Genomic DNA, 22868 nt, shown 5'->3' on the forward strand with positions numbered 1-22868 from the left:
AATGACGGAAGCCGCAGCGAGACCCGGCGTCGCAACCCGCCCGGACAAGCGGCCGCATGGCCGCCGCCTGAGTGTCGGTCTGGTCCAGCTCTCGACGGTGGACGGCGATCAGGCGGGCAATCTGGCGCGGGGTCTGGCCCTGGCGGAAGAGGCCGCCATGGCCGGCGCCGACCTTATCTGCCTGCCGGAGTTGTGGACCGGCCTGGGCTATAGCGACGACTCGTTCTGGCGGCAGATCGCCGAACCCATTCCCGGCCCCACCAGCGAGGCCCTGAGCGCTGTTGCGCGACGCCACGGTTGCCACATCACCGGCTCGTGGTACGAAGCCGGCGGCGACGGTCGGGTATACAATACCGCACCGATGATCGGGCCGGACGGGGCAATCATCGGACGCTATCGCAAGAGCCATTTGTTCGACGTGCCGCAGCGCACCGATATTCCGCCGGGCATCATCGAGTCGGCCCGCGTGACGCCAGGTGACGAGCTGGTGGTGCTGGATACCGCGCTTGGCCGGATCGGCATGACCATCTGTGTCGATTTGCGGTTTCCCGAGCTGTACCGCGCCATCGCCCTGCAGAATGCGGATGCGATCGTGTGCCTGTCCGCCTTTCTGGCACCACGGGCTGACCACTGGGAATTTCTGCTGCGGGCGCGGGCGACTGACAACCAGGTGTGGCTGATTGCCTCAGGCCAGACCGGCCGGGAGCCTCGCTCTGGCATCGGCTTCGTCGGCCGCAGCATGATCGTTGATCCGTGGGGCGTAGTGACGGCAACTGCCTCCGACGAGCCGGGGATCACCCTGCAGACCATTGATCTGGACTATGTGGCGACGGTGCGCCAGCGGTGGGACCTGGCGCAGCAGCGCCGTCCCGCCCTGTATGCCGGCGTTCTCGCCCCCCCGGCATCCGGTCGCCCGGACTGAGTTCCGCCAATTGGTTCACTATTGGTATCGTCCGAGGTGTGAACCGATTGGCCGCCGGCGGCGGCTGAACGGATCGTGGCGTCGGCGCCGACGGCGAGCGGCAGCGGGCCACGCCGGCGGTCTCGACGGGATGGGTAAACGCCGTTGAAATCTGTATGCTGCCGCGGTGCAGTGCGTATTGCACCGAGGCCCGATCACAGATAACGTCAGGCCTCGGATCAGGGGGGCCTCGCGCCCGGACAGCCCGGACAGAACGTCTGCAGGATCGGTGTTCCCTGTTTCGGTCCTGTTTTTGGTTCGCGAATGGTTCACAATGGTCCACTACAGCACCGGCGGCACTCTCCGGGCTGGTGGTCGGGCTGGTGGTTGGGAAGTCCATGACCGGTTCGGCCGGGGAGGGATCAAATGGTACTGGCGCTGCTGAAATATGGTCTGCGCAACTCCTATCCGGCGCAGCGCGACATCATCACCGCAACGGACCTGAAGCCGTCCTATGACGTGGTCATCATCGGCGGTGGCGGGCATGGTCTGGCGGCGGCTTATTACCTGGCGAAGTACCACGGCATCACCAATGTGGCAGTGCTGGAGAAGGGCTATCTGGGCGGCGGCAACACGGCGCGCAATACGGCCATCATCCGCTCCAATTATCTGACGGACGAGGGCGTCCGGTTCTATGACGAGTCCGTGCGCCTGTATCAGGGGCTGTCCAACGAGTTCGACTTCAACATCATGTATTCCGAGCGCGGCCACTTCACGCTGGCCCATACGGATGCCGCGCTACGCACCAGCCGCTGGCGGGCCGAGGTCAACAAGCACCACGGGGTCGACTCCGAGCTGATCTATCCGGACGAGATCGCCCGTATCGAGCCGACCCTGAACATGAGCCGCAACGTGCGCTTTCCCATTCTCGGCGCGCTGTATCACAAGCCCGGCTCCATCGCCCGCCATGACGCGGTGGCCTGGGGCTATGCCCATGGCGCGGCCAAGCGCGGCGTGGAGCTGCATCAGAAGACCGAAGTGACCGGTCTGGATATCCAGGACGGCAGAATCGTCGGGGTCAAAACCAACCGCGGCGACATCAAATGCGGCGTCGCCATGCAGGCGGTGGCCGGCTCCACTTCGCTGCTGGCGAAGATGGCCGGCTTCAAGCTGCCGATTCGCACCATTCCGCTACAGGCGTGCGTTTCACTGCCGATGAAGCGCTTCCTCGACACCATCATCGTGTCCGGCAGCCTGCACGTCTATATCTCGCAGAGTTCCCGCGGCGAGCTGGTGATGGGTGGCTCCACCGACCCCTACACGCTCTACAACACGCGCTCGACCCTCGATTTCAAAGAAGGGTTGATGACGCACATGCTGGAGCTTCTACCGTTCCTGTCGGGCGTGCGAATCCTCCGTCAGTGGGCGGGCATGGCCGATATGACGCCGGACTTCGCGCCGATCATGGGCGAGACCCCCATCAAGAACTACTATATCGACTCCGGCTGGGGCACGTGGGGTTTCAAGGCGACGCCGGTCAGCGGCAAGCGCATGGCCGAGACACTGGCCACCGGCAAGGTGCCGGACTTGATTCAGCCCTTCAGCTTCGAACGCTTCTACAATTTCGAGCAAGTAGGCGAAAAAGGCGCGGCTTCGGTCGGCCACTGACGGCGACCGCGCCGGGCGCGCAGCCCCGGCCAGCGGCCGCGATGATGCATGACGGGTTTCAGGACCGCGCCATCGGGCGCCTGAAAGGGAAGTGACGCAATGAAACTGATGACGTGTCCCCTCAACGGACCACGCAACATCTCCGAGTTTGTTTTTGGTGGCGAAGTAAAGCCGATGCCCGATCCGTGGACGGTCAATGATCGCGAGTGGGTCGACTATGCCATCATGGACAACAACACCGCCGGTGTGGTGCGCGAGTGGTGGTACCACGTGCCCACGGCCTACTGGTTCATTGCCGAACGCAACACCGTGACGGACGAAATCGTCCGCACCTATAAATACGACGAAGTCTTCAAGGAACGGCGCGATTTCAACCGGCCACCGGCCGCGGCCGAGAGCAAGAGCGGAGACCGGTCATGACCGCACGTGCAGAGCGCCTGGCCGCCCCGGCGGGACGGCTGATCAATCGTGACAAGCCCGTCAGCTTTACGTTCGAGGGCCGCCTGTACGACGGCTATGAGGGCGATACGGTGGCCAGCGCGTTGGCCGCCAATGGCGTTGCCATGCTGTCGCGCTCGTTCAAGTATCACCGGCCGCGCGGCATTCTCACCATGGCCGGCCAGGACGCCAACACGCTGGTGCAGCTTCCCGACGAGCCGAATGTACTGGCCGACCGCCTGCCGGTGTCGCCGGCGCTGCGGGTCGAAGGGCAGAACTACCGCGGCAGCCTGGAGAAGGATCAGCTCTCCGCCCTCAACGGCCTGTCGCGGTTTCTGCCGGCGGGATTCTATTACCGCACGTTTTTCCGCCCGAAGGGCGCGTGGGCCCTGTGGGAGCCACTGATCCGCTATATGGCCGGGCTCGGAAAGGTCAATCTGAAGGCGCCGCACCCCTATCATGACAAGCAGTATCTGTGGGCCGACGTGGCCGTCATCGGCGGCGGTCCGGCGGGCATGGCGGCGGCGCTGGAGGCGGCCGACAAGGGGGCCGAGGTCATTCTGGTGGACGAGAACGCCATCCTTGGCGGTTCGCTCGGCTATGCCCGGTTCGAAGCCAATGGGGTTGACCCGTCGGCCAGCCTGAATGACCTGGTGAGTCGGGTGAGCGGCCACGCCGGCATCACGGTCATGACCGATACCACCTGCCAGGCCTGCTTTGCCGACAACTGGCTGCCGCTGATCCGCGGCAACCGGATGTACAAGATGCGGGCGAAGAGCGTGGTGGTGGCCACCGGCTCCATGGAGCAGCCTCTGGTCTTCCGCAATAACGATCTGCCCGGCGTAATGATGGGCAGTGCCGCCCAGCGGCTGATCCACCACTATGGCGTGCGGCCGGGACAGAAGGCGGTGGTGGCCACCGCCAATGGCGACGGCTATGGCGTGGCGCTGGACCTGGCCGAGGCCGGGGTCGAGATCAAGGCGGTGGTGGACCTGCGCAAGGATCCGGACGCCGGCCAGCGCGGCGCAGCGGTCGAGCGCAACGGCATTCGTATCCTGCCGGGTCATACGGTGTGGGAAGGGCAGGCGGCAAAAGGCAATCGCGGCCTGACCGGCGCGGCCATTGCCCGCGTCACCGGCGAGGGTCAGTGCGATCCGACCGGCGAGACCCTCGATTGCGACATGCTGTGCATGAGCGTCGGCTATACGCCGACCGCCCATATGCTCTATCACGCCGGCGCCAAGCTGTCCTATGACGACGAAACCGCAATGATGGCGGTGCGTGAACTGCCGGAGCACCTGTTTGTCGCCGGCTCCGTCAACAACGCCTTCGATCTTTCGGCGGTGGTCGCCGAAGGTCGCCACGCGGGCTGGTCGGCGGCGAAAGACGCCGGCCTCAGCGTGGATAATGAACCGGCCGTCCCCAACACCCGCGGCAGCCTCGGCCAGACCCATCCATGGCCGATCTTCAGCCATCCCAAGGGCAAGGACTTCGTTGATTTTGATGAAGACCTGCAAGTCAAGGATCTGAAGAACGGTATCGCTGACGGCTATTCCCATGTGGAACTGCTGAAGCGCTTCACCACCTCCGGCATGGGACCGTCACAGGGCCGTCACTCGGCCATCAACACCATGCGGATGGCGGCACGGGCCACCGGTGAAGCCATGGCCGATGTGGGGACCACCACGTCGCGTCCGCCCTATAGCGCGGAGACCTTCGGCCAACTTGCCGGGCGCAGCTTTGACCCGATCCGTCTGACCGGCATTCACAATCGCCATGTGGAACTGGGCGCCCAGATGATGGTCGCCGGCGACTGGTACCGGCCCTGGTACTACGGCCCTCCCGGCAAGGCGCGGGAGTGTGCCGAAGCCGAGTCCATGAATGTGCACAACAATGTGGGCGTGATTGATGTGTCTACCCTGGGCGGCCTGGAAGTGCAGGGGCCGGACGCGGCGGAGATGCTCAACCGCATGTATACCTTCACCTATCTCAAGCAGCCGCTGAACCGGGCGCGCTATGTGCTGATGACCGATCAGGCCGGTGTCATTACCGACGACGGCGTGGCCATGCGCATTCACGACGAGCATTTCTATGTGACGGCGACCACATCGGGCGTCGGCGCGGTCTATCAGAACATGCTGTTCTGGAACGCCCAGTGGCGGCTCCGGGTCAATGTGACCAACGTCACCACCAGCTATGCGGGAATCAATATCGCCGGACCCAAGGCGCGCAAGGTCATGGAGATTCTGTGCCCCGACGAGGACCTGTCCATCGAGGGCTGGCCCTATATGGACGCCCGCGTCTGCAAGGTGGCGGGCATCGAGTCGCGCGTCATGCGTATCGGCTTCGTCGGCGAACCGGGCTGGGAAATCCACTGCCCGGCCGAGATGGGCGAGACCATGTGGGATGCCCTGATGGAAACCGGCGAACCGTTCGGCATCAAGCCGTTCGGGGTCGAGGCCCAGCGCCTGCTGCGTCTGCAGAAGGGCCACATCATCATCAGCCAGGACACCGATGGCCTGACCCACCCCTATGAGGCCGGCATGGGCTGGGCGGTTTCCAAGCGCAAGCCCATGTTCATTGGCGGGCGGTCGCTGGAAATTCTGGAGAAGAAGCCACTGACCCGCCAACTGGTCGGCTTTGTCCTGACCAGCAAGCACGCGCCGGTTCCGGAAGAGTGCCATCTGGTAATTCACAACGGCCAGATTACCGGGCGCGTCACCTCATGCTACTACGCGCCGATCCTGGATCAGGTCATTGGCCTGGCCTATGTGGCGCCGGAGCAGGCGGCCGACGGCACGATCATCCAGATCCGCGTCGGCCACTCCATGGTTGATGCGCAAGTGCGCAAGCCGCAATTCTACGACCCCGAGAACAAGCGTCAGGAGCTGTGAGCCATGAGTCTTGACCCGCAGTCCCTGCCGCGCCGCAGCCCCATCTACCGGCACCTTCAATCGCTTGGCGCCAATTTTGAAGCCATCGACGATCAGGCCTGCGCCATGGATTATGGCGATCCCGACGGAGAGGCGATCCAGGCCCGCAACATGGCGATTGCCGACGCCTGCGCGCTGCCTCGCTGGGGCCTGAAGGGCTGGAACACCATGGCCTGGCTGCGCGACCACGGCTGCAGCGTGGGCGAGGAAACCAATGTGGCGTTCCGTCAGAGCGACGGGTCGCTGATCGCGGCGCTGGCCTGGGGTGAAGCGCTGATTCTGGGAACCCTGGGCGGCGCGGGCATCAGTCAGCGCCTGATCGGCGAATACACGCTGGTTGACGGCATCGGCACTTATCCGATCCCGCGGCCGTCCACCAACTTCTGGTTTGTGGTATCGGGCCAGCACGCGCCGACAATGTGGTCGAAATTGTGCGCCATTGATCTCCGGCCCAAGCACTTTCCCGATCTGGCCATCGCCCAGACCTCTGTGGCGCGCCAGAACTCCATCATCATCCGCGCCGACATCGGCGAAACCCCGGCCTATCACGTGCTGAGCGACTGGTCGGCGGCCGGCTATATGTGGCGCTCGATCCTGGACGCCATGGAGGAGTTCGGCGGGCGGCACGTAGGGCTGACGGCCCTGCGACGACTGCAGGGACACTGAAGAACAGACACTGAAATGCGGGCTGGCCGGATCGCCCCGCGGCAATCCGGCAGGTGTCCGATACTGGCCGGCGGGAGGCAGGCCGATGACTGCACCCGGCACTACTGGCGAAGCCAGGCCAGTGGTGCTAGACAGGGGCCGCTTTGGCCCGGCGGCAATTCCGGCTGGAAAGCCGGGGCCAAAACCACTAAAGCCATCTGCCAGTCCTTTCTGCTCTTGAACCACGGAACCGACACATGACGCGCTCTACGAGACCGTCGCGGCCGGCCCTTGCGGCCCGCGCTTCGAAGCCATCCCGCCGCAAGGCGGCGACGCGGAAGAAGGTCGCCGCCAAACCGGCGACAGCGAAGAAAGTGACGGCCAAGAAGGCAGTGGCTAAGAAGGCAGTGGCTAAGAAGGCGGCAACAAAGAAAACCGCCGCCAAGGGCCGCATGACGCGGATGGCTGCCGGCGGCGCGGTCAAGTCGGACATCGCGATTGCCCGCGCGGCCAAGTGGAAGTCCGTCTTCGAGATTGCCGACAAGCTTGGCATACCGCCGGCGCATCTGGAACCCTACGGCCACAACAAGGCCAAGGTTTCGTTGGATGCCTATGAGAGCCGCAAGCGACAGAAGGACGGCAAGCTCATCCTGGTGACGGCCATTACCCCGACCCCGGCCGGCGAAGGCAAGACCACCACCACCGTGGGGCTGGGCGACGCGCTCAACCACATCGGCAAGAAGGCCATGATCTGCCTGCGCGAACCGAGCCTCGGCCCGTGCTTTGGCATGAAGGGGGGCGCCGCCGGTGGCGGCTATGCCCAGGTCATCCCCATGGAGGACATCAACCTTCACTTTACCGGTGATTTCCACGCCATCGGCGCGGCGCACAATTTGCTGTCGGCCATGCTGGATAACCACATCTACTGGGGCAATCAGCTCGATATCGACGTGCGCCGGGTGTCGTGGAAGCGCGTGGTGGATATGAACGACCGCGCCCTGCGTCAGATCACCAACAGCCTGGGCGGCGTCGCCAACGGCTTCCCCCGCACGGACGGCTTTGACATCACGGTCGCCTCTGAGGTCATGGCCATCCTGTGCCTGGCCCAGGACCTGGAAGACCTGCAGCAACGACTGGGCAACATCGTTGTCGCTCAGAATCGCAATCGCGAACCGGTGTTCGCCCGCGAGCTGAACGCCGACGGCGCCATGACCGTCCTGCTCAAGGATGCGATGAAGCCCAATCTGGTGCAGACGCTGGAAAACAATCCGGCCTTTGTTCATGGCGGCCCCTTCGCCAATATTGCCCACGGTTGTAATTCCGTTGCGGCAACCCGCCTGGCCCTCAAGCTGGCCGATTATGTGGTGACGGAAGCGGGCTTTGGCGCCGATCTGGGGGCGGAGAAGTTCTTTGACATCAAGTGCCGCAAGGCCGGGCTGAAGCCCGCCGTCGCCGTGGTTGTGGCCACGGTGCGGGCGCTGAAGATGCATGGCGGCGTTGCCCGGGCCGATCTGGCCAAGGAAGACGTCAAGGCCGTGCGCGAAGGCGGCGCCAATCTTGCCCGTCACATCGAGAATGTGAAGAGCTTTGGTGTGCCGGTGGTCGTCGCCATCAATCAGTTCAGCGGCGACAGCGATGCGGAGCTGGAACAGGTGCGCCAGACCTGCAGCGAGCTGGGGGCAGAGGCCTTCCTGTGCTCGCATTGGGCCGATGGCGGCCGCGGCGCCACCGATCTTGCGCGCGAAGTGGTCAAGATCGCCGATTCCGGCGCGTCCCGCTTTCGTCCCCTGTATCCCGACGACATGCCCCTGTGGGAAAAGGTCCGGACCGTGGCCCAGCGCATTTACGGCGCCCAGGGGATCATCGCCGATCAGCCAGTGCGCAACCGCTTCAAGGAGCTGGAAGACCTGGGCTATGGGCGATACCCGGTGTGCATCGCCAAGACCCAGTACTCTTTTTCCACCGACCCGAATCTGAAAGGAGCGCCGAGCAACCACGTGGTGCCGGTGCGCGAGGTTCGCCTCGCCGGTGGCGCTGAGTTCCTGGTGGTGGTCTGTGGCGACATCATGACCATGCCGGGCCTGCCTCGCGTACCATCGGCCAATTCCATCAAGCTGGATGATGAAGGGCAGATCGCCGGCTTGTTCTAGGGAGTTCGCGCCAGGCGGGAGTGGTGGGATCAACGCCTTGACTCAGGGCCGGCCAGAGGCGATCTGACGTGGTGATGAGCAAAGCCATGGTGTTTCCCATCAAGCCCGCACCTCGTTCGGCTTCGAGTGACCATAGAGCGGGCGGCGCATCGCGCATCATTGTCCGCGACCTGCGTCTGGACTGCCCGATCGGGGTCAAGCGGGAAGAGAAGGGACGCCTCCAGCCGGTTATCTTCAACCTCGATATTGAGGTGGACAGCCCGGCGGGGCCGGCTGGCGATGTGCTTGGTCAGGTTCTGGACTATGACATTGTAGTAGACGCTGTCCGCGCAATCACCGGTGAGGGGCATACAGAACTGGTCGAAACGCTGGCCGAACGAATCGCCGCTTTTTGCCTGTCCCAGGACAGGGTTCTGCGGGTCACGGTTCAGGTGGAGAAACCAGACGCCATAGCGGAGGCGGCCAGCGTCGGAGTCGCCATCACACGGCTGCGTCAACACTAGATCAACCTGGAGTCCGCCAGGCGTCCAGCCTTCGCCCGGGCGGATCAACCTGAAGCCAGCCGGCTTCACGCACTACAGGCAAGGGGAACGGTCCGGATGGCCGAAGACGAGAAGCAGAAGATACGCAAGCATCGCCATCCCGGATCCGGACGGCGGCATACGCGCCCGGTGCCGCGCGGCCGCCAGGTTGACCCGCGCGCGCAGGACGAAGTGCGCGGCCTGCTCGGCGATGGGCCACGCCGCCGCGATCTGTTGATTGAGTATCTCCACCGTCTGCAGGACCATTACCACTGTCTGCCGGCGTCACGGCTGGCGGCGCTGGCCCATGAAATGCGGCTATCGCTGACCGAAGTGTATGAGGTGGCCACCTTTTATGCGCACTTCGACGTGGTGGACGAACAAGATGAGCCGCTGCCGGAAATTACGGTCAGGGTGTGCGACAGCCTGACCTGCTCGCTCTATGGCGGCGATGACCTTCTGGCCAACCTGCAGAAGGCGCACGGCGCGAACGTCCGTATCGTGCGGGCGCCCTGCATGGGGCACTGTGATACGGCCCCGGTGGCGGAGGTGGGGCACAATTTCGCCGACCATGCCACGGTCGACGCAGTCAATGACCTGATCCGCCGCAAGGACACCCATGCCCATGTGCCCGACTATGTAGGCTTTGACGCCTACCGGGCCGATGGCGGCTATGGCCTGGTGGAGGCGCTGGACCGCAAGGAAACCAGCATCGCTGACATCCAGGACGCTCTCGGCAAAGCCAGCCTGCGCGGCCTTGGTGGTGCCGGATTCCCGACGGCCCGCAAGTGGCAGTTCGTCCAGGCCGAGCCCGGTCCACGCTATTTCTGCGTCAATGCGGATGAAGGCGAGGTGGGCACCTTCAAGGATCGGCACTATCTGGAGAGCGATCCGCACCGCTTCCTGGAAGGTGTGTTGATCGCCGGCCGCGCGGTCGAGGCCAAGGCCGTCTACATCTATTTGCGCGACGAGTATCCGGCCGCCCGCGAAATCCTTCTGCGTGAGATGGCGGCGGTGAAGGCGGCCGGCCTGCACGGCGGCATGGAGATGCACCTCAGACGCGGCGCGGGCGCCTATATCTGCGGCGAAGAGTCGGCGATGATCGAAAGCATCGAGGGCAAGCGCGGATTGCCGCGCCACAAGCCGCCATTCGTCGCCCAGGTCGGGCTTTTCGGCCGACCGACCCTGGTGCAGAACGTGGAAACCGTTTTCTGGATCCGCGACATTGTGGAGAAAGGCGCGGCGTGGTTCACCGGCCAGGGCCGCCATGACCGCACGGGCCTGCGCAGCTTTTCCGTCTCCGGCCGGGTAGCCCGGCCCGGCGTCAAGCTGGCCCCGGCCGGCATTACCATGCAGGAGCTTCTGGACGAGTATTGCGGCGGCATGGCCGAGGGTCACAGCTTCAAGGGCTATCTGCCGGGCGGCGCCTCTGGCGGTATCCTGCCGGCCAGCATGGCGAATATTCCGCTTGATTTCGGCATGTTGGAGAAGCACGGCTGCTTCGTCGGCAGCCATGCGGTTGTGGTCCTGTCCCACAAGGACGATATCAAGGCGGTGGCGCTCAACCTCATGAAGTTCTTTGAGGACGAAAGCTGTGGTCAGTGTACGCCGTGCCGCGTCGGCACGGAGAAGATGGTGAAGCTGATGAGCCAGCCGAAATGGGACCAACCGTTGATGGACGAACTGGCGAGAACCATGACCGACGCGTCAATCTGTGGCCTGGGTCAGGCGGCAGCCAATCCGCTCAATGCGGTTCTCAAGTATTTTCGTGAGGACGTGACATCATGACCGACACGGTGCTCGACAGGCCGGACAACGCAGCCGACACCCGGCCGCCGGTTGCCTTTGAGCTGGACGGCAAGGCGGTCGAAGCCCGGCCAGGCGAAACCATCTGGCAAGTGGCCAAGCGCCTCGGCACCGATATCCCGCACCTGTGCTACAGCCCGGACCCAGGCTATCGGGCTGACGGCAACTGCCGTGCCTGCATGGTGGAGATCGAAGGCGAGCGCGTGCTGGCCGCCTCATGCAACCGGCAACCGACCGAAGGCATGAAAGTCCACAGCCAGAACGAACGCTCGCATAGCGCCCGGCGCATGGTGATGGAGCTGCTGCTGGCCGACCAGCCGGCGCGCGCAACCGCCCACGACCCGGAGTCCAAGTTCTGGACCTGGGCCGATCGTCTGGACATCAGCGACAGCCGCCTGCCGGCCCGCGACCACGCCATCATCCCCCACGCCGACCCCAGCCACCCGGCCATGCGGGTCAATCTGGACGCCTGCATTCACTGCAACCTGTGTGTGCGGGCCTGCCGCGAAGTGCAGGTCAATGACGTCATCGGCATGGCCGGCCGCGGCCACCATGAGAAGATCGTCTTTGATTTCGATGACCCCATGGGCGACAGCACCTGCGTCGGCTGTGGCGAGTGCGTTCAGGCGTGTCCCACCGGCGCCCTGATGCCGGCCAGCCTGCTGGACGCGCATGAGGTTCTGGCGCACCGCGCCGACCGCACGGTTGAGTCGCTTTGCCCCTATTGCGGCGTGGGATGTCAGCTCACCTATCACATCAAGGACAATAAGCTGCTGCATGTGACCGGCCGCGACGGTCCGGCCAATCACCAGCGTTTGTGCGTCAAGGGCCGCTTCGGCTTTGACTATGTGCACAGCCCGCAGCGGCTGACCAAGCCGCTGATCCGCCGTGACGATGCGCCGAAGGGCTGGGACGTGGAAATTGATCCGGCCAATCCGCTGACCCATTTCCGCGAAGCAAGCTGGGAAGAGGCGCTGGAGCGCGCCGCCGGCGGACTGGTGTCTATCCGCGATAGTGACGGGGGCAACGCGTTGGCGGGGTTCGGCTCGGCCAAGGGGTCGAACGAAGAAGCCTATCTGTTTCAGAAGCTGGTGCGGGTGGGTTTCCAGACCAACAATGTGGATCACTGCACAAGGCTTTGTCATGCCTCGTCGGTCGCGGCCCTGATGGAGGGTATCGGTTCCGGTGCGGTAACGGCGCCGGTGCGCGAATGCCGCAATTCCGATGTCATGCTGGTCATCGGCGCCAATCCGACGGTCAATCATCCGGTCGCTGCAACCTTCATGAAAAACGCCCGCAAACGGGGCGCCAAGCTCATTGTGGCCGACCCGCGTGGCCAGGCCCTGTCCCGTCATGCGTCAACCATGATGCAGTTCAAGGCCGGCAGCGACGTGGCGTTGCTCAACTCCATGCTCAACGTCATCGTCGCCGAAAATCTGGTGGACAGCGACTATATCGAGCGTTTCACCGAAGGCTATGCGGAGCTGAAAGCCAACGTCCGCGATTTCACGCCGGAAGAGATGGCGCCGATCACCGGGATCGCCCCTGAGGTCGTGCGCGAGGTCGCCCGCACCATCGCCACGGCCAAGGGCTGCATGATCTTCTGGGGCATGGGCATCAGCCAGCATATCCATGGGACCGACAATGCCCGTTGCCTGATCGCGCTGGCCATGGCCACCGGCAATGTCGGCAAGCCCGGCAGCGGGCTGCACCCCTTGCGCGGCCAGAACAATGTGCAGGGTGCGTCAGACGCCGGTCTTATTCCCATGTTCCTGCCGGACTACAAGAAAGTCGGCGATAACGCCCTGCGCAGCCGCTTTGAGGAGGTGTGGGGCGCTACGGTTGATGACAAGCCCGGTCTGACCGTGGTCGAGATCGTTCATGAGATTCTGGCAGGCAAGATCCGCGGCATGTACATCATGGGCGAGAATCCGGCCATGTCGGACCCGGATACGACCCACGCCCGCAAGGCCCTGGCCAAGCTCGACCACCTTGTGGTTCAGGATATCTTCCTGACGGAGACCGCCTGGCACGCCGATGTGGTGCTTCCCGCATCCGCCTTTCCGGAAAAGGACGGCACCTTCACCAATACCGACCGACAGGTGCAGCTTGGCCGCAAGGCCCTGCCGCTGCCGGGCGAGGCGCGCGAAGACTGGGCAGTCATTCAGGACATCGCACAGCGCATGGGCCTGGACTGGAATTATGCCCATCCGTCGGACGTGTTCGGCGAAATGGGTCGGGTCATGCCCTCCCTCGCCGGTATTAGCTGGCGTCGGCTGGAACGGGAGAGCAGCGTCACCTATCCCTGTGCCGGCGATGACCAGCCGGGACAGGAGGTCCTCTTTGGCGCGGGCTATCCGACCGCCAGCGGCCGCGGCAAGTTTGTGCCGGCGGCCATTATCCCGCCGGACGAGCGGCCGGACAGCGACTATCCGATGATTCTGACCACCGGCCGGCAGCTTGAGCACTGGCATACGGGCGCCATGACCCGGCGGGCCAGCGTGCTGGACGCCCTGGAGCCGGAAGCGGTGGCCTATCTCAATCCGCGTGACGTATGGCGCATGAACCTGCAGGGCGGCGACTCGGTGACAGTGGAAAGCCGCCGTGGCGCCGTCGAAATCAAGGTGCGGGTGGATGGCGACGTGCCAGAGGGCATGGTTTTCATACCGTTCTGCTACGCCGAGGCGGCGGCCAATATGCTGACCAACCCCAAGCTGGACCCCTTCGGCAAGATTCCGGAGTTCAAGTTCTGCGCCGTGCGGGTGGCCCCGGCGGCCATGGCGGCAGCGGCCGAATAGGCCGCCAAAGACGAAAGCTCCCCTCGACGACCGGGCAGACAGGCTGATAGCGTCTGCTCCAGGCGGGCTTCGGCGCCATCTCCGGTCGTCGGCACAACCGCTCCACGGAGGAGGGGAGACATGAGCGACTACAAGACACTCAAGAAGCGCCTCGACCAGGGTGACGTCATCATCCACGACGGCGCGGTCGGTACGCACCTTCAGCATCTCGGCGTTCCCATCGCCATGACATCGTGGGCAGGCGCTGCGCTGCACACCCACCCTGATACGGTTCTGCACATGCACGAACAGTATGTGAAGGCGGGCGTAGATATCCTGACCACCAACACCTATTCGGCCGCGCGCCATTGCTTTGAGCCCATGGGCCTTGGCGACAGCACACGGGAACTGAACATGCGCGCCGTTCATCTGGCGCAGACCGCACGCGACAAGCACGGCAAGGCACGACCGATCTATATCGGCGGCGCAGTCTCCAACTACGGTATCGTCGCCGGCTCCGAACGGAACGAGAGAACCGAAGGTCCGGGCCGCAGCCCTCGCGATATCTGGCCAAGCTACACGGCGGAGCAGGCACAGGAAAACCTGCACAACCAGGCGCGCTATCTGGCGGAAGCCGGGGTGGACTTTCTTCTGGCTGAATCGACCGGCTCGATCCTCAACCGCAAATGGGTGACGGAAGCCTGTCTCGCCACCGGCCTGCCGGTGTGGGTCGGCTACAAGACGCGGCTCGACGGCAAGACCGTGAAAAGCGGCTACCTGGAGAACGCCAATTTCAGCAAGGCGCTCGACGAAATCATTCCGCTGGGCGGCGACGTCATCAACGTTTTCCACTCTCCGGTCGAGGCGACGACCGCGTCGATCCCCATTGTCAAAAAGAAATGGAAAGGGGCGATCGGCGTCTATCCGGACGCCAGCCGCCATGACTATGTATCGCCGCGGGAAGATTCCAGCTTCCGCAACCCGACCTCGGTCAAGCAGTTCGTCAAGCAGGCTCAGGACTGGGTCAAGTCGGGCGTACAGATCGTCGGCACCTGCTGTGGCTTCGGGCCGGAGTATATTGAGCCTCTGCGCAAGGCTCTGCCGGCGCGCATTCCCGGTCGCAAATAGCGGCCATGCGATGAGCCTGGCCGGGCAGTCCAGCGGGCCACACGCGTTTCGGCGCGTGGCGCGGCGGGTTGTCGGCCAGGCCACATCGGACGGGGCAGGGGTGCGCCTGAGCCGGGTGATCGGCGCAGCGACGCTTGAGTCTCTGGACCCGTTTCTCCTGCTGGATGAATTCGGCTCCGACCGACCGGACGACTATATCGCCGGCTTTCCGGATCACCCGCACCGCGGGATGGAGACGGTCACCTATATGCTGGCCGGGCGCATGCGCCATGCGGACAATGCCGGGCACTCAGGGGTAATCGGTCCTGGCGACGTCCAGTGGATGAGCGCCGCGCGGGGCATTGTTCATTCGGAAATGCCGGAACAGAGCGAAGGCCTCATGCGCGGCTTTCAGTTGTGGGTCAATCTGCCGGCCGCCCACAAGATGGGGCCGCCGCGCTACCAGGAATACGCCGCTGCGGCGCTGCCGCACCTTGCCCTGCCGGCGGGCGGGCGTGTCACGGCGATTGCCGGCACCGCCACTTCAGCCGATGGACGTACAATCAGCGGGCCGGTGGGCGAAATCGCCGTCCGACCGCTCTATCTCGATATTTCACTGGCTGGCGGCGACATCTTCCACCAGCCCGTCGAGGCAGGCCATGCGGCCTTCGCCTATGTCTTCGAGGGAGCCGTGACGTTCGCCGATGACGAGCCGGTCGTGGAGGCCGGCACCCTGGCGGTGCTGGATGGCCATGGCGGTGTGCAGATGTCGTCCGCCAACGGCGGTCGCTGTCTGCTGATCGCCGGTCGCCCTTTAGGGGAACCGGTCGCCCGTTACGGCCCCTTCGTCATGAATACGGCCGATGAAATCCGCCAGGCCTTTGCCGACTATCAGGCCGGCCGTTTTTAGGGACGGCGACGCTTAAACGTCTCCTGGCACGGGCACACCCGCCTGACGGCAGGCGGCGATCACCGTATTACGCAGCAGGCAGGCGATGGTCATGGGGCCGACACCGCCCGGCACCGGCGTAATGGCGCCGGCCCGGCCCATGGCCTCAGCAAAGGCCACATCGCCAACAATGCGGCTTTTGCCGCCGTCGCCGGCGACCCGGTTGATGCCAACGTCGATCACCGTGGCGCCATCCTTGAGCCAGTCTCCCTTGACCATTTCCGGCCGGCCGACGGCGGCAATGACAATGTCGGCGGCACGGCAGACGGCCGGCAGATCACGTGTGCGGGAATGGGCAACGGTCACCGTGCAGTTCTCCGCCAGCAGCAGTTGCGCCACCGGCTTGCCAACGATGTTGGAGCGCCCAACCACCAGAGCATTGGCGCCGGAGAGGTCCCCCAACAGGTCCTTCAGCAGCAGGATGCAACCCTGCGGCGTACACGGCACCAGACTGTCCTGACCGGTGGACAGGCGGCCCACATTGATGACGTGAAAGCCGTCCACATCCTTGGCCGGGTCGATCTCGGTGATGATGGCGTCCTCGTCCACCTGGTCGGGCAGGGGAAGCTGCACCAGAATGCCGTGCACCGCCGGGTCGGCGTTGAGCTCCTTCACCTTGGCCAGAACCTGGTCGTGGCTGGCCGTCGCCGGCATCCGGTGTTCCCACGAGTTCATGCCGGCTTCCACGGTCTGCTTGCCCTTGTTGCGGACATAGATCTGGCTGGCCGGGTCTTCACCGACCAGCACCACGGCCAGGCCGGGGGTCAGCCGGTGGTCAGCCTTGAGACGGCTGACCGCCGTACCCAGGCGGCCACGAAGGGCCGCGGCAAAGGCTTTGCCGTCGATCAGTTTGGTATCGGCCATCGGTCAGGCTCCCACTGCAGAGGTGAGGTGAGGGGCGTCGGCGCGGCGTGCGGGCAGCCCGGAAATGAGCCAGACCACCACTAGACCAAATTGGACCACAACGCCAGCCAGGGCGGGTGCGACCGAGCGTCCGGCGGGCCGCCCGGGCGGCCGCTGCGGCACGGCTCAGACGTGCAGCAGATCCTGTTCGGCCGCCGCCAGATGGTCCTTCAGCAGGCGCTCTATGGCGGCCTGGTTGCGGGTACGGATTGCGTCATAGATGGCGCGATGCTGACGGTTGTAATCGGCAATCCGCTGGCTGGTCAGAACCTTGTCCTTGACGACCCGCCACTGGCGGTGGCCGCGGACGTGGTTGATCTGGCGATAGAGCAACACCATCAGCGGGTTATGGCTGGCCTCGGCGATGCGCAGATGAAACCGCTGGTCCCAGAAGGTGAAGACTTCGCGGTCGGCACCGGCCCGGTCAAGCTGGCCCAGGGCCTCGCCGATAGCGGCGATGTCGCGCTGGGTGGCGTTGCGGATGGCCAGCATCAAAATGGCAGGTTCCAGCGCATTTCTTGCCTGAATCAACTCGATCGGGCTGACATTCTCCGCAATGTCCTCGTCCGCGATCCGCGGCCCGGTCAGGACGAAAGTGCCACTGCCGACACGCCGCTCGATGATGCCGTCCTGCTCCAGAAGGTCGAGTGCCTTGCGTACGGTGCCGCGTGATCCGTGCAGATCCTGGGCGAGCTGACGCTCTGCCGGAAGCCGATCCCCGGGGCTGTAGACACCATCAGCGACAGCTTGCCGCAGCGTACTGGCGAGACGCGCCGCGACGCCGCGCGGCCGCGCCTCAGAAGGGCCGGTGCGGCCGGTCGCCAGACGGCCGCTGGCGCCCTCCGCCCCGACTCCGCTGGTGTTTGCAACGGGCGTCCGGCCGGCGCCGGCCGGCGCTTCATCCGTATGATTTTTCATGGCGCCTCTCATATGAACCAATTAGGCACCACATTTGTACCAATTCTAACCAAAGCTTGTATACAGCAGAATTACGAAGTGCTAATCATTGATCAACGGAGAGCTTCGTCAGGCGGTCGCCAAAGCATCTCGCGGCCGGTCGGCCTACGCGCCGCTGGCCACAGGATCCCGCCTCTGTTGACGAGTGCCCCGAGCGAGGAGACAGCAATCCATGGCCCTTCCCAGCCACGTCAAATATCTGATCATCGGCGCCGGTGTGCACGGTCTTTCGACCGGCTGGCATCTGGCTGAGGAGCTGAAGGCTTCCGGCAAGGGCAGTGGCAAGGATGTGCTGATTATCGATAAGTCGGGCATCGCTGCCGGCGCCTCGGGAATTGCCTGTGGCGTCTGCCGCAACAACTACTACCAGCCGGCCATGCGTGAGCTGATGGCGCACAGTGCATCCGTGTGGGAAGCCGATCCGGAAGCCTACAGCTTCAACAAGGTCGGCTACATGCAGATCAGCCCGGAAGTGATGCATGAGGACGTAGCGTCCATCTATGAGCAGCAGAAGGCGATCGGCTACGAGTCGGTGTTCATCGAAGGCGAGAAGGACTGCGCCAAATACATGAAGGGCATGTTCGATGACTGGCGCGCCCAGGGCATCACATCGGTCCTGCATGAGAAGCGCGGCGGCTATGCCAATAACAAGGCGGCCATGCGCGGCATCGCCAACAAAGCCGAGGCGCTGGGTGTGCGCATCATGGGCGGCATCAAGGTGACCGGTTTTGAGACCCAGAGCGGCGGCAAGGCGGTCAAGGCCGTGGTCACCGACCAGGGGCGCATTGAATGCGATCATGTTGTGGTTGGCGTCGGCCCCTGGGTCAAGCAGATATGGGACATGCTGGACCTGCCGGAGACCGTGGACATCAAGGGTCCGCAGGGGCAGATGATGAAGGACGTTCAGATGTGGACGTTCTGGAGCCTGCAGGAAGGCACTTTGGGCGTTGATCCCAACTTCCTGAAAACCAACGAAGGCAAGATGCCGCCGGTGATCCATGTGGATACGGACGTGCCGCTGCATTCGGATGTGGATGGCTCGCTGATTACCGACAAGCTGTGGGGAATCTACTACAAGCCCGACTTCAACTTCGGCGGCGTCCAGGGTGGCGCCATGCCGTTCCGGGTTGAGACGCCGCCCGATCAGGTGGCGGTCGACCCCTATGGCCCGGAATCACCGGACTTTATCGTCGGCGACGATTTCTCTCACATGTGGACCAGCGCGCTGGCCTTCTGCCAGAGCCGCTTCGAGGGCAAGATCGGCGTCTACAAGAAGGAGCCGTCCGGCGGCATCGGCTGCTTCACACCCGACAGCTTCCCGGTCTTCGACAACTTCAACGAGAACGTTTACTTCATCGCTGACTCCAACCACGGTTTCAAGATGATCGGTGTCGGCCAGCTGGTGGCGCAGGAACTGGTGCGCGGCAAGAAGTCCGAGCTGCTCAAGCCATTCCGCTATTCCCGCTACGGCGAAGGCAAGCTGCATCCGACGTCACACAGCCCGTTCCCCTGGAGCTAGGGGCAGGAAAGACCCGAGGGCGGCGCAGCCAGAGCGGCGGCGCGGCCCTCGGCAATAGCAAGCGGTGCGACGCATTCCGTCAGTGCGGGATCAGAACGCAGCACCAGAACGAGGCATGGCCGGATCAGCCGGCCTTGTCATAAGGGAATTCACAGTGCAATCGGGCGCCGCACAGGCATTTCAGATGCCAGCGGCAATGACGGACCCAGCAGGGAGGGGACCTGAGACATGACCGACTTGGAAAACTATGTGAAGCGTGACGGACGGGCCGAGCTTGTCCGCCAGGTGCGACACAAGATCAATGAGCTTGGCGTCAGCTACATCTACTACCAGTTCGTGTCGGTGACCGGCCGCATCGTCGGCAAGGGCATTCCGGCCGACCACTGGGAGCAGATCGCCGAACGTGGTTTCCAGCTGGTTTACGGCTCCACGGCCAACCTGTTCATGGACCGGCACGGCGACTATATCGGCTATGGCCCGGAAGCCTCGGAGCTGGTGGGCATTCCCGATCCCGATACCTTCGTCCAGTTGCCCTGGGACAAGCGCGTGGCGCGGGTGTTCTGCACCCTGTTCCGCAACCGCGAGGAAGACACCGAGCCCGGCGGCTTCCTGACCGCCGACTGCCGCGGCAACCTGCGCCGCATTCATGAGCAATTCCAGGCCGACCATGACGGGTTGCATCTGCGACACGGCACCGAGCCTGAAATGATGTGGCTGAAGAAGGGCGCCGACGGTAAGCCGGATGGCGGCTATTCCAACCCTTACTGCTATCACATCGACCAGTTTGAAAGCCTGCGGCCGGTGTTCATGCGGGTGATCGAGTATTCCGAGGCCATGGGCCTGGACATGATTCAGGGCGACCACGAGGACGCGCCGGGTCAGCTCGAGCTGAACTTCATGTATGACGACTGTATGCGGACGGCCGACCGGCTGACCACCTATCGCCAGATCTGCGCCCAGGTGGCCCGTGAATTCGACATCATCGCCTGCTTCATGACCAAGCCCTTCATGGGCGTTTCCGCCTCCGGCTGTCACCACAACGTGTCACTGTGGCGCGGCGGCGAAGACACCATCAACGAACTGCACCAGAACCCCATGGCGGGTATGAAGGACGTGTTCACCTACCGCAAGGGTGGCGAAAACACGTTCATGCCGCTGCCCGGCCAGAAGAAGCCGGGCCCGATCGGCCTCAACGGAATCGCCGGCATCGTCAATCACCTGAGCGCGCTCACCGCCATCGGCTGTTCGACGGTGAACTCCTATCGCCGGCTGTGGGATACGGGTTTCTGGGCGCCGGTCTTCGCCGACTGGGGCTACCAGAACCGCACCACCGGCCTGCGGGTTTCCGCCCCCGGCCGCTTCGAGTACCGCGCCGTCGACTCCATGGTGAACCCCTACCTCATGGCGGGGGCCATCCTGAAGGCCTTCGATGACGGTATCCGGCGCAATCTGGACCCGGGCGAGGCGGAGCAGCGCAATATCTATCAGGCCATGGAAGAAGGTAAGCAGGTCAAGCGCCTGCCCATGAACCTGCATGACGCGCTGGAGGCTCTGGCCAAGGACAACGTCATCAAGTCAGCCATGCCCGGTGACATGTACCGCGTCTTCAACCACTACAAGCGGGACGAGTGGGAGAAGTTCATGGCCACCGTCACCGACTGGGATATGGACATGTATCTGGACTGCCTGCCCTGAGGCTGCGGCCTTCGGCAGACACTCCATCAGTTGATCGGACCCGTCCGGCGTATGCCCGCCGGATGGGTCTCAGCAAAGTTGGCGAGGCATCGTAAGGAGTGGAATTGCATGTGCGGAATCGCCGGTATCATTCACCGTGGCGGCAAGACGTCCGACATCGGTGGCGAAATGACCAAGATGCTCCAGGCCCTGAAGCATCGCGGGCCTGATTCGACGGGTGTTGCTCTCTATGGCAAGCCGTCGGGCAACCGCATGGTCATGCGGATCAAAGTCGCGGAAGCGGCCGACCTCAAGTCAGGCTTCAAGATCCACGATGATGTCGTGGATCGCTGGGCCAAGGTTGATGCGCGTCTCAACGAGCTCAAGGCGGAGATTATTTCGTCCGACCAGCCGACCGAGTACGCCAAGCGCTATGAGCTGAACTATGGCGGCGACCTGAGCAACCTGGCCAAGTATATTGAGGACATTGATCAGGTGGAGATCCTCTCCCTCGGCCGCGGCCTGGAGTTGATCAAGGACCTGGGCGACGCCACCACCGTGTCGCAGCAGTATGGCCTCAAGGGCTTCCAGGGCACCCACGCCATCGGACATACCCGGATGGCGACCGAGTCGGACGTGGACATCCGCTCCGCCCACCCGTATTGGGCCTTTCCGTTCCGTGACGTGTCGGTGGTCCATAATGGCCAGCTGACCAATTACTGGGGCGGCCGTCGGGGACTGGAGCGCAAAGGCCACAAGTTCCACTCCAACTGCGACTCTGAGCTGATTGCCGTTTACCTGGCTGATCGCATGGAGGAGGGCGAAGACCTGGAAGACGCCATGCATCGCTCAATCAGCGAACTGGATGGCGTGTTCACCTATCTGGTCGCCACGGAAAACATGCTTGGCATGGCCAAGGACACCATGGCCGCCAAGCCCATGGTGCTGCACGAGAGCGATGACATCATCGCTCTGGCGTCTGAAGAAGTCGCCATCCGCAGCATCTTCAGCAATGAGATCGATACCTTCGATCCGTACGAAGGGGAGGTTCGCGTATGGCGCAGCTAGAGCATTCACAAGAAATGGGAATGCACACGGAGCAGCTCCGTGGGCGGACTCAGCAGACCTTCTTCTCGCCTATTGAGGACGAGAACTTCACCTATCCATGGGCCTATGAGGTCAACTTCAACAAGCGGGCGGAGCTCGACGCCTCCGACATGTCGGCGACGGAGATCAATCTCAAGCTCCGCGACCTGATGAAGTCCGGCCACGGCACCATCGTCCTGAAGAACCCGCGGGCGCGTCACGGTGTGGCGGTGGGTATTCTCAACAAGCTGAACCTGATCGTCGAAGGCAGCCTCGGCTATTTTGGCTGTGGCCTGGTGGATGGTCCGAACATCCGCATTTCCGGCCGTGTGGGGTGGTCCTGCGCCGAGAACATGATGGCCGGTACGGTGGTCATCGAAAAGAATGCCGGCTCCACCTTCGGCGCCGCCATGCGCGGCGGCGATCTGGTGTGCAAGGGCGATGTTGGCGCGCGCGCCGGCATCGACATGAAGGGCGGCACCCTGATCATCGGTGGCCGGGCCGGCGCGTTCTGCGGCTTCATGATGCAGCGCGGTCGCATGGTGATTCTGGGCGATGCGGGCATCAACCTCGGCGACTCCATGTATGACGGCACCATCTATGTGGGCGGCAAAATCGCCGATCTGGGCGTGGACGCGGTGCCGGCGGAGATGACCGACCTGGACAAGGCATGGCTTGATCGCAAGCTCAGCCAGTACGGTCTGAAGACGCCCAATGGCGTCGGCAAGATGCAGAAAATCGTCGCCGGCAAGCAGCTCTGGAACTACGACAATCTGGAGCCGACCGAAAAGAAGCTGGTTCTCTAACTGTAGCAAGAGGGCCGGCAGCGCCGGC

At 63.7% G+C, this 22868-nt stretch carries 17 protein-coding genes; 15 read left to right on the plus strand and 2 right to left on the minus strand.

The window, feature by feature from the left end:
• The first annotated feature begins 1 nt into the window (after position 1).
• The 11 genes from RIE31_10240 (at position 2) to RIE31_10290 (ending at position 15856) form a co-directional block, all read left to right on the plus strand.
• Positions 2 to 922: a nitrilase-related carbon-nitrogen hydrolase gene (locus RIE31_10240; protein MEQ8640963.1), complete on the plus strand. Its 921-nt coding sequence runs from the start codon at positions 2 to 4 to the stop codon at positions 920 to 922.
• A gap of 405 nt (positions 923 to 1327) precedes the next feature.
• A complete protein-coding gene (locus RIE31_10245; protein MEQ8640964.1) occupies positions 1328 to 2569 on the plus strand; it encodes an FAD-dependent oxidoreductase in 1242 nt (413 codons plus the stop codon).
• A gap of 99 nt (positions 2570 to 2668) precedes the next feature.
• A complete protein-coding gene (locus RIE31_10250; protein ID MEQ8640965.1) occupies positions 2669 to 2989 on the plus strand; it encodes a sarcosine oxidase subunit delta in 321 nt (106 codons plus the stop codon).
• On the plus strand, positions 2986 to 5901 hold the full coding sequence (locus RIE31_10255; protein ID MEQ8640966.1) for a 2Fe-2S iron-sulfur cluster-binding protein: 2916 nt from the start codon (positions 2986 to 2988) through the stop codon (positions 5899 to 5901). The genes RIE31_10250 and RIE31_10255 overlap by 4 nt, the downstream gene beginning before the upstream one ends.
• A 3-nt stretch (positions 5902 to 5904) precedes the next feature.
• A complete protein-coding gene (locus RIE31_10260; GenBank protein ID MEQ8640967.1) occupies positions 5905 to 6606 on the plus strand; it encodes a sarcosine oxidase in 702 nt (233 codons plus the stop codon).
• Between the two features lie 440 nt (positions 6607 to 7046).
• Entirely contained in the window at positions 7047 to 8735 is a 1689-nt protein-coding gene (locus RIE31_10265; protein MEQ8640968.1) for a formate--tetrahydrofolate ligase, read from the plus strand.
• Between the two features lie 74 nt (positions 8736 to 8809).
• A complete protein-coding gene (gene folB, locus RIE31_10270; GenBank protein MEQ8640969.1) occupies positions 8810 to 9238 on the plus strand; it encodes a dihydroneopterin aldolase in 429 nt (142 codons plus the stop codon).
• A gap of 96 nt (positions 9239 to 9334) precedes the next feature.
• On the plus strand, positions 9335 to 11044 hold the full coding sequence (locus RIE31_10275) for an NAD(P)H-dependent oxidoreductase subunit E (protein MEQ8640970.1): 1710 nt from the start codon (positions 9335 to 9337) through the stop codon (positions 11042 to 11044).
• A complete protein-coding gene (gene fdhF / locus RIE31_10280; protein ID MEQ8640971.1) occupies positions 11041 to 13860 on the plus strand; it encodes a formate dehydrogenase subunit alpha in 2820 nt (939 codons plus the stop codon). Before RIE31_10275 ends, fdhF begins: the two co-directional genes overlap by 4 nt.
• Positions 13861 to 13980: 120 nt before the next feature.
• Positions 13981 to 14967, plus strand: coding sequence for a homocysteine S-methyltransferase family protein (locus tag RIE31_10285; GenBank protein MEQ8640972.1), 987 nt, complete (start codon positions 13981 to 13983; stop codon positions 14965 to 14967).
• A gap of 10 nt (positions 14968 to 14977) precedes the next feature.
• The gene (locus RIE31_10290) at positions 14978 to 15856 is read left to right on the plus strand and encodes a pirin family protein (GenBank protein MEQ8640973.1); all 879 of its coding nucleotides are present in this window, start codon (positions 14978 to 14980) and stop codon (positions 15854 to 15856) included.
• A gap of 12 nt (positions 15857 to 15868) precedes the next feature.
• Here RIE31_10290 and folD read toward each other — a convergent pair whose 3' ends face one another.
• Positions 15869 to 16759, minus strand: a complete 891-nt coding sequence (folD, locus tag RIE31_10295) for a bifunctional methylenetetrahydrofolate dehydrogenase/methenyltetrahydrofolate cyclohydrolase FolD (protein ID MEQ8640974.1) — start codon at positions 16757 to 16759, stop codon at positions 15869 to 15871.
• 165 nt (positions 16760 to 16924) lie between these two features.
• Positions 16925 to 17716, minus strand: a complete 792-nt coding sequence (locus tag RIE31_10300; protein MEQ8640975.1) for a FadR/GntR family transcriptional regulator — start codon at positions 17714 to 17716, stop codon at positions 16925 to 16927.
• A gap of 211 nt (positions 17717 to 17927) precedes the next feature.
• Between RIE31_10300 and RIE31_10305 the strand changes: the two genes are divergently transcribed.
• From RIE31_10305 to RIE31_10320, 4 genes are all read left to right on the plus strand, one after another.
• A complete protein-coding gene (locus RIE31_10305; protein ID MEQ8640976.1) occupies positions 17928 to 19274 on the plus strand; it encodes an FAD-binding oxidoreductase in 1347 nt (448 codons plus the stop codon).
• A 228-nt stretch (positions 19275 to 19502) separates the two neighbouring features.
• Positions 19503 to 20969, plus strand: coding sequence for a glutamine synthetase family protein (locus RIE31_10310; protein MEQ8640977.1), 1467 nt, complete (start codon positions 19503 to 19505; stop codon positions 20967 to 20969).
• 108 nt (positions 20970 to 21077) lie between these two features.
• A complete protein-coding gene (locus RIE31_10315; protein MEQ8640978.1) occupies positions 21078 to 22016 on the plus strand; it encodes a glutamine amidotransferase in 939 nt (312 codons plus the stop codon).
• On the plus strand, positions 22004 to 22840 hold the full coding sequence (locus RIE31_10320; protein ID MEQ8640979.1) for a GXGXG motif-containing protein: 837 nt from the start codon (positions 22004 to 22006) through the stop codon (positions 22838 to 22840). Before RIE31_10315 ends, RIE31_10320 begins: the two co-directional genes overlap by 13 nt.
• The last annotated feature ends 28 nt before the right edge of the window (positions 22841 to 22868 follow it).

This window comes from Alphaproteobacteria bacterium (assembly GCA_040218575.1).
Classification (GTDB): Bacteria; Pseudomonadota; Alphaproteobacteria; order JAVJRE01; family JAVJRE01; genus JAVJRE01.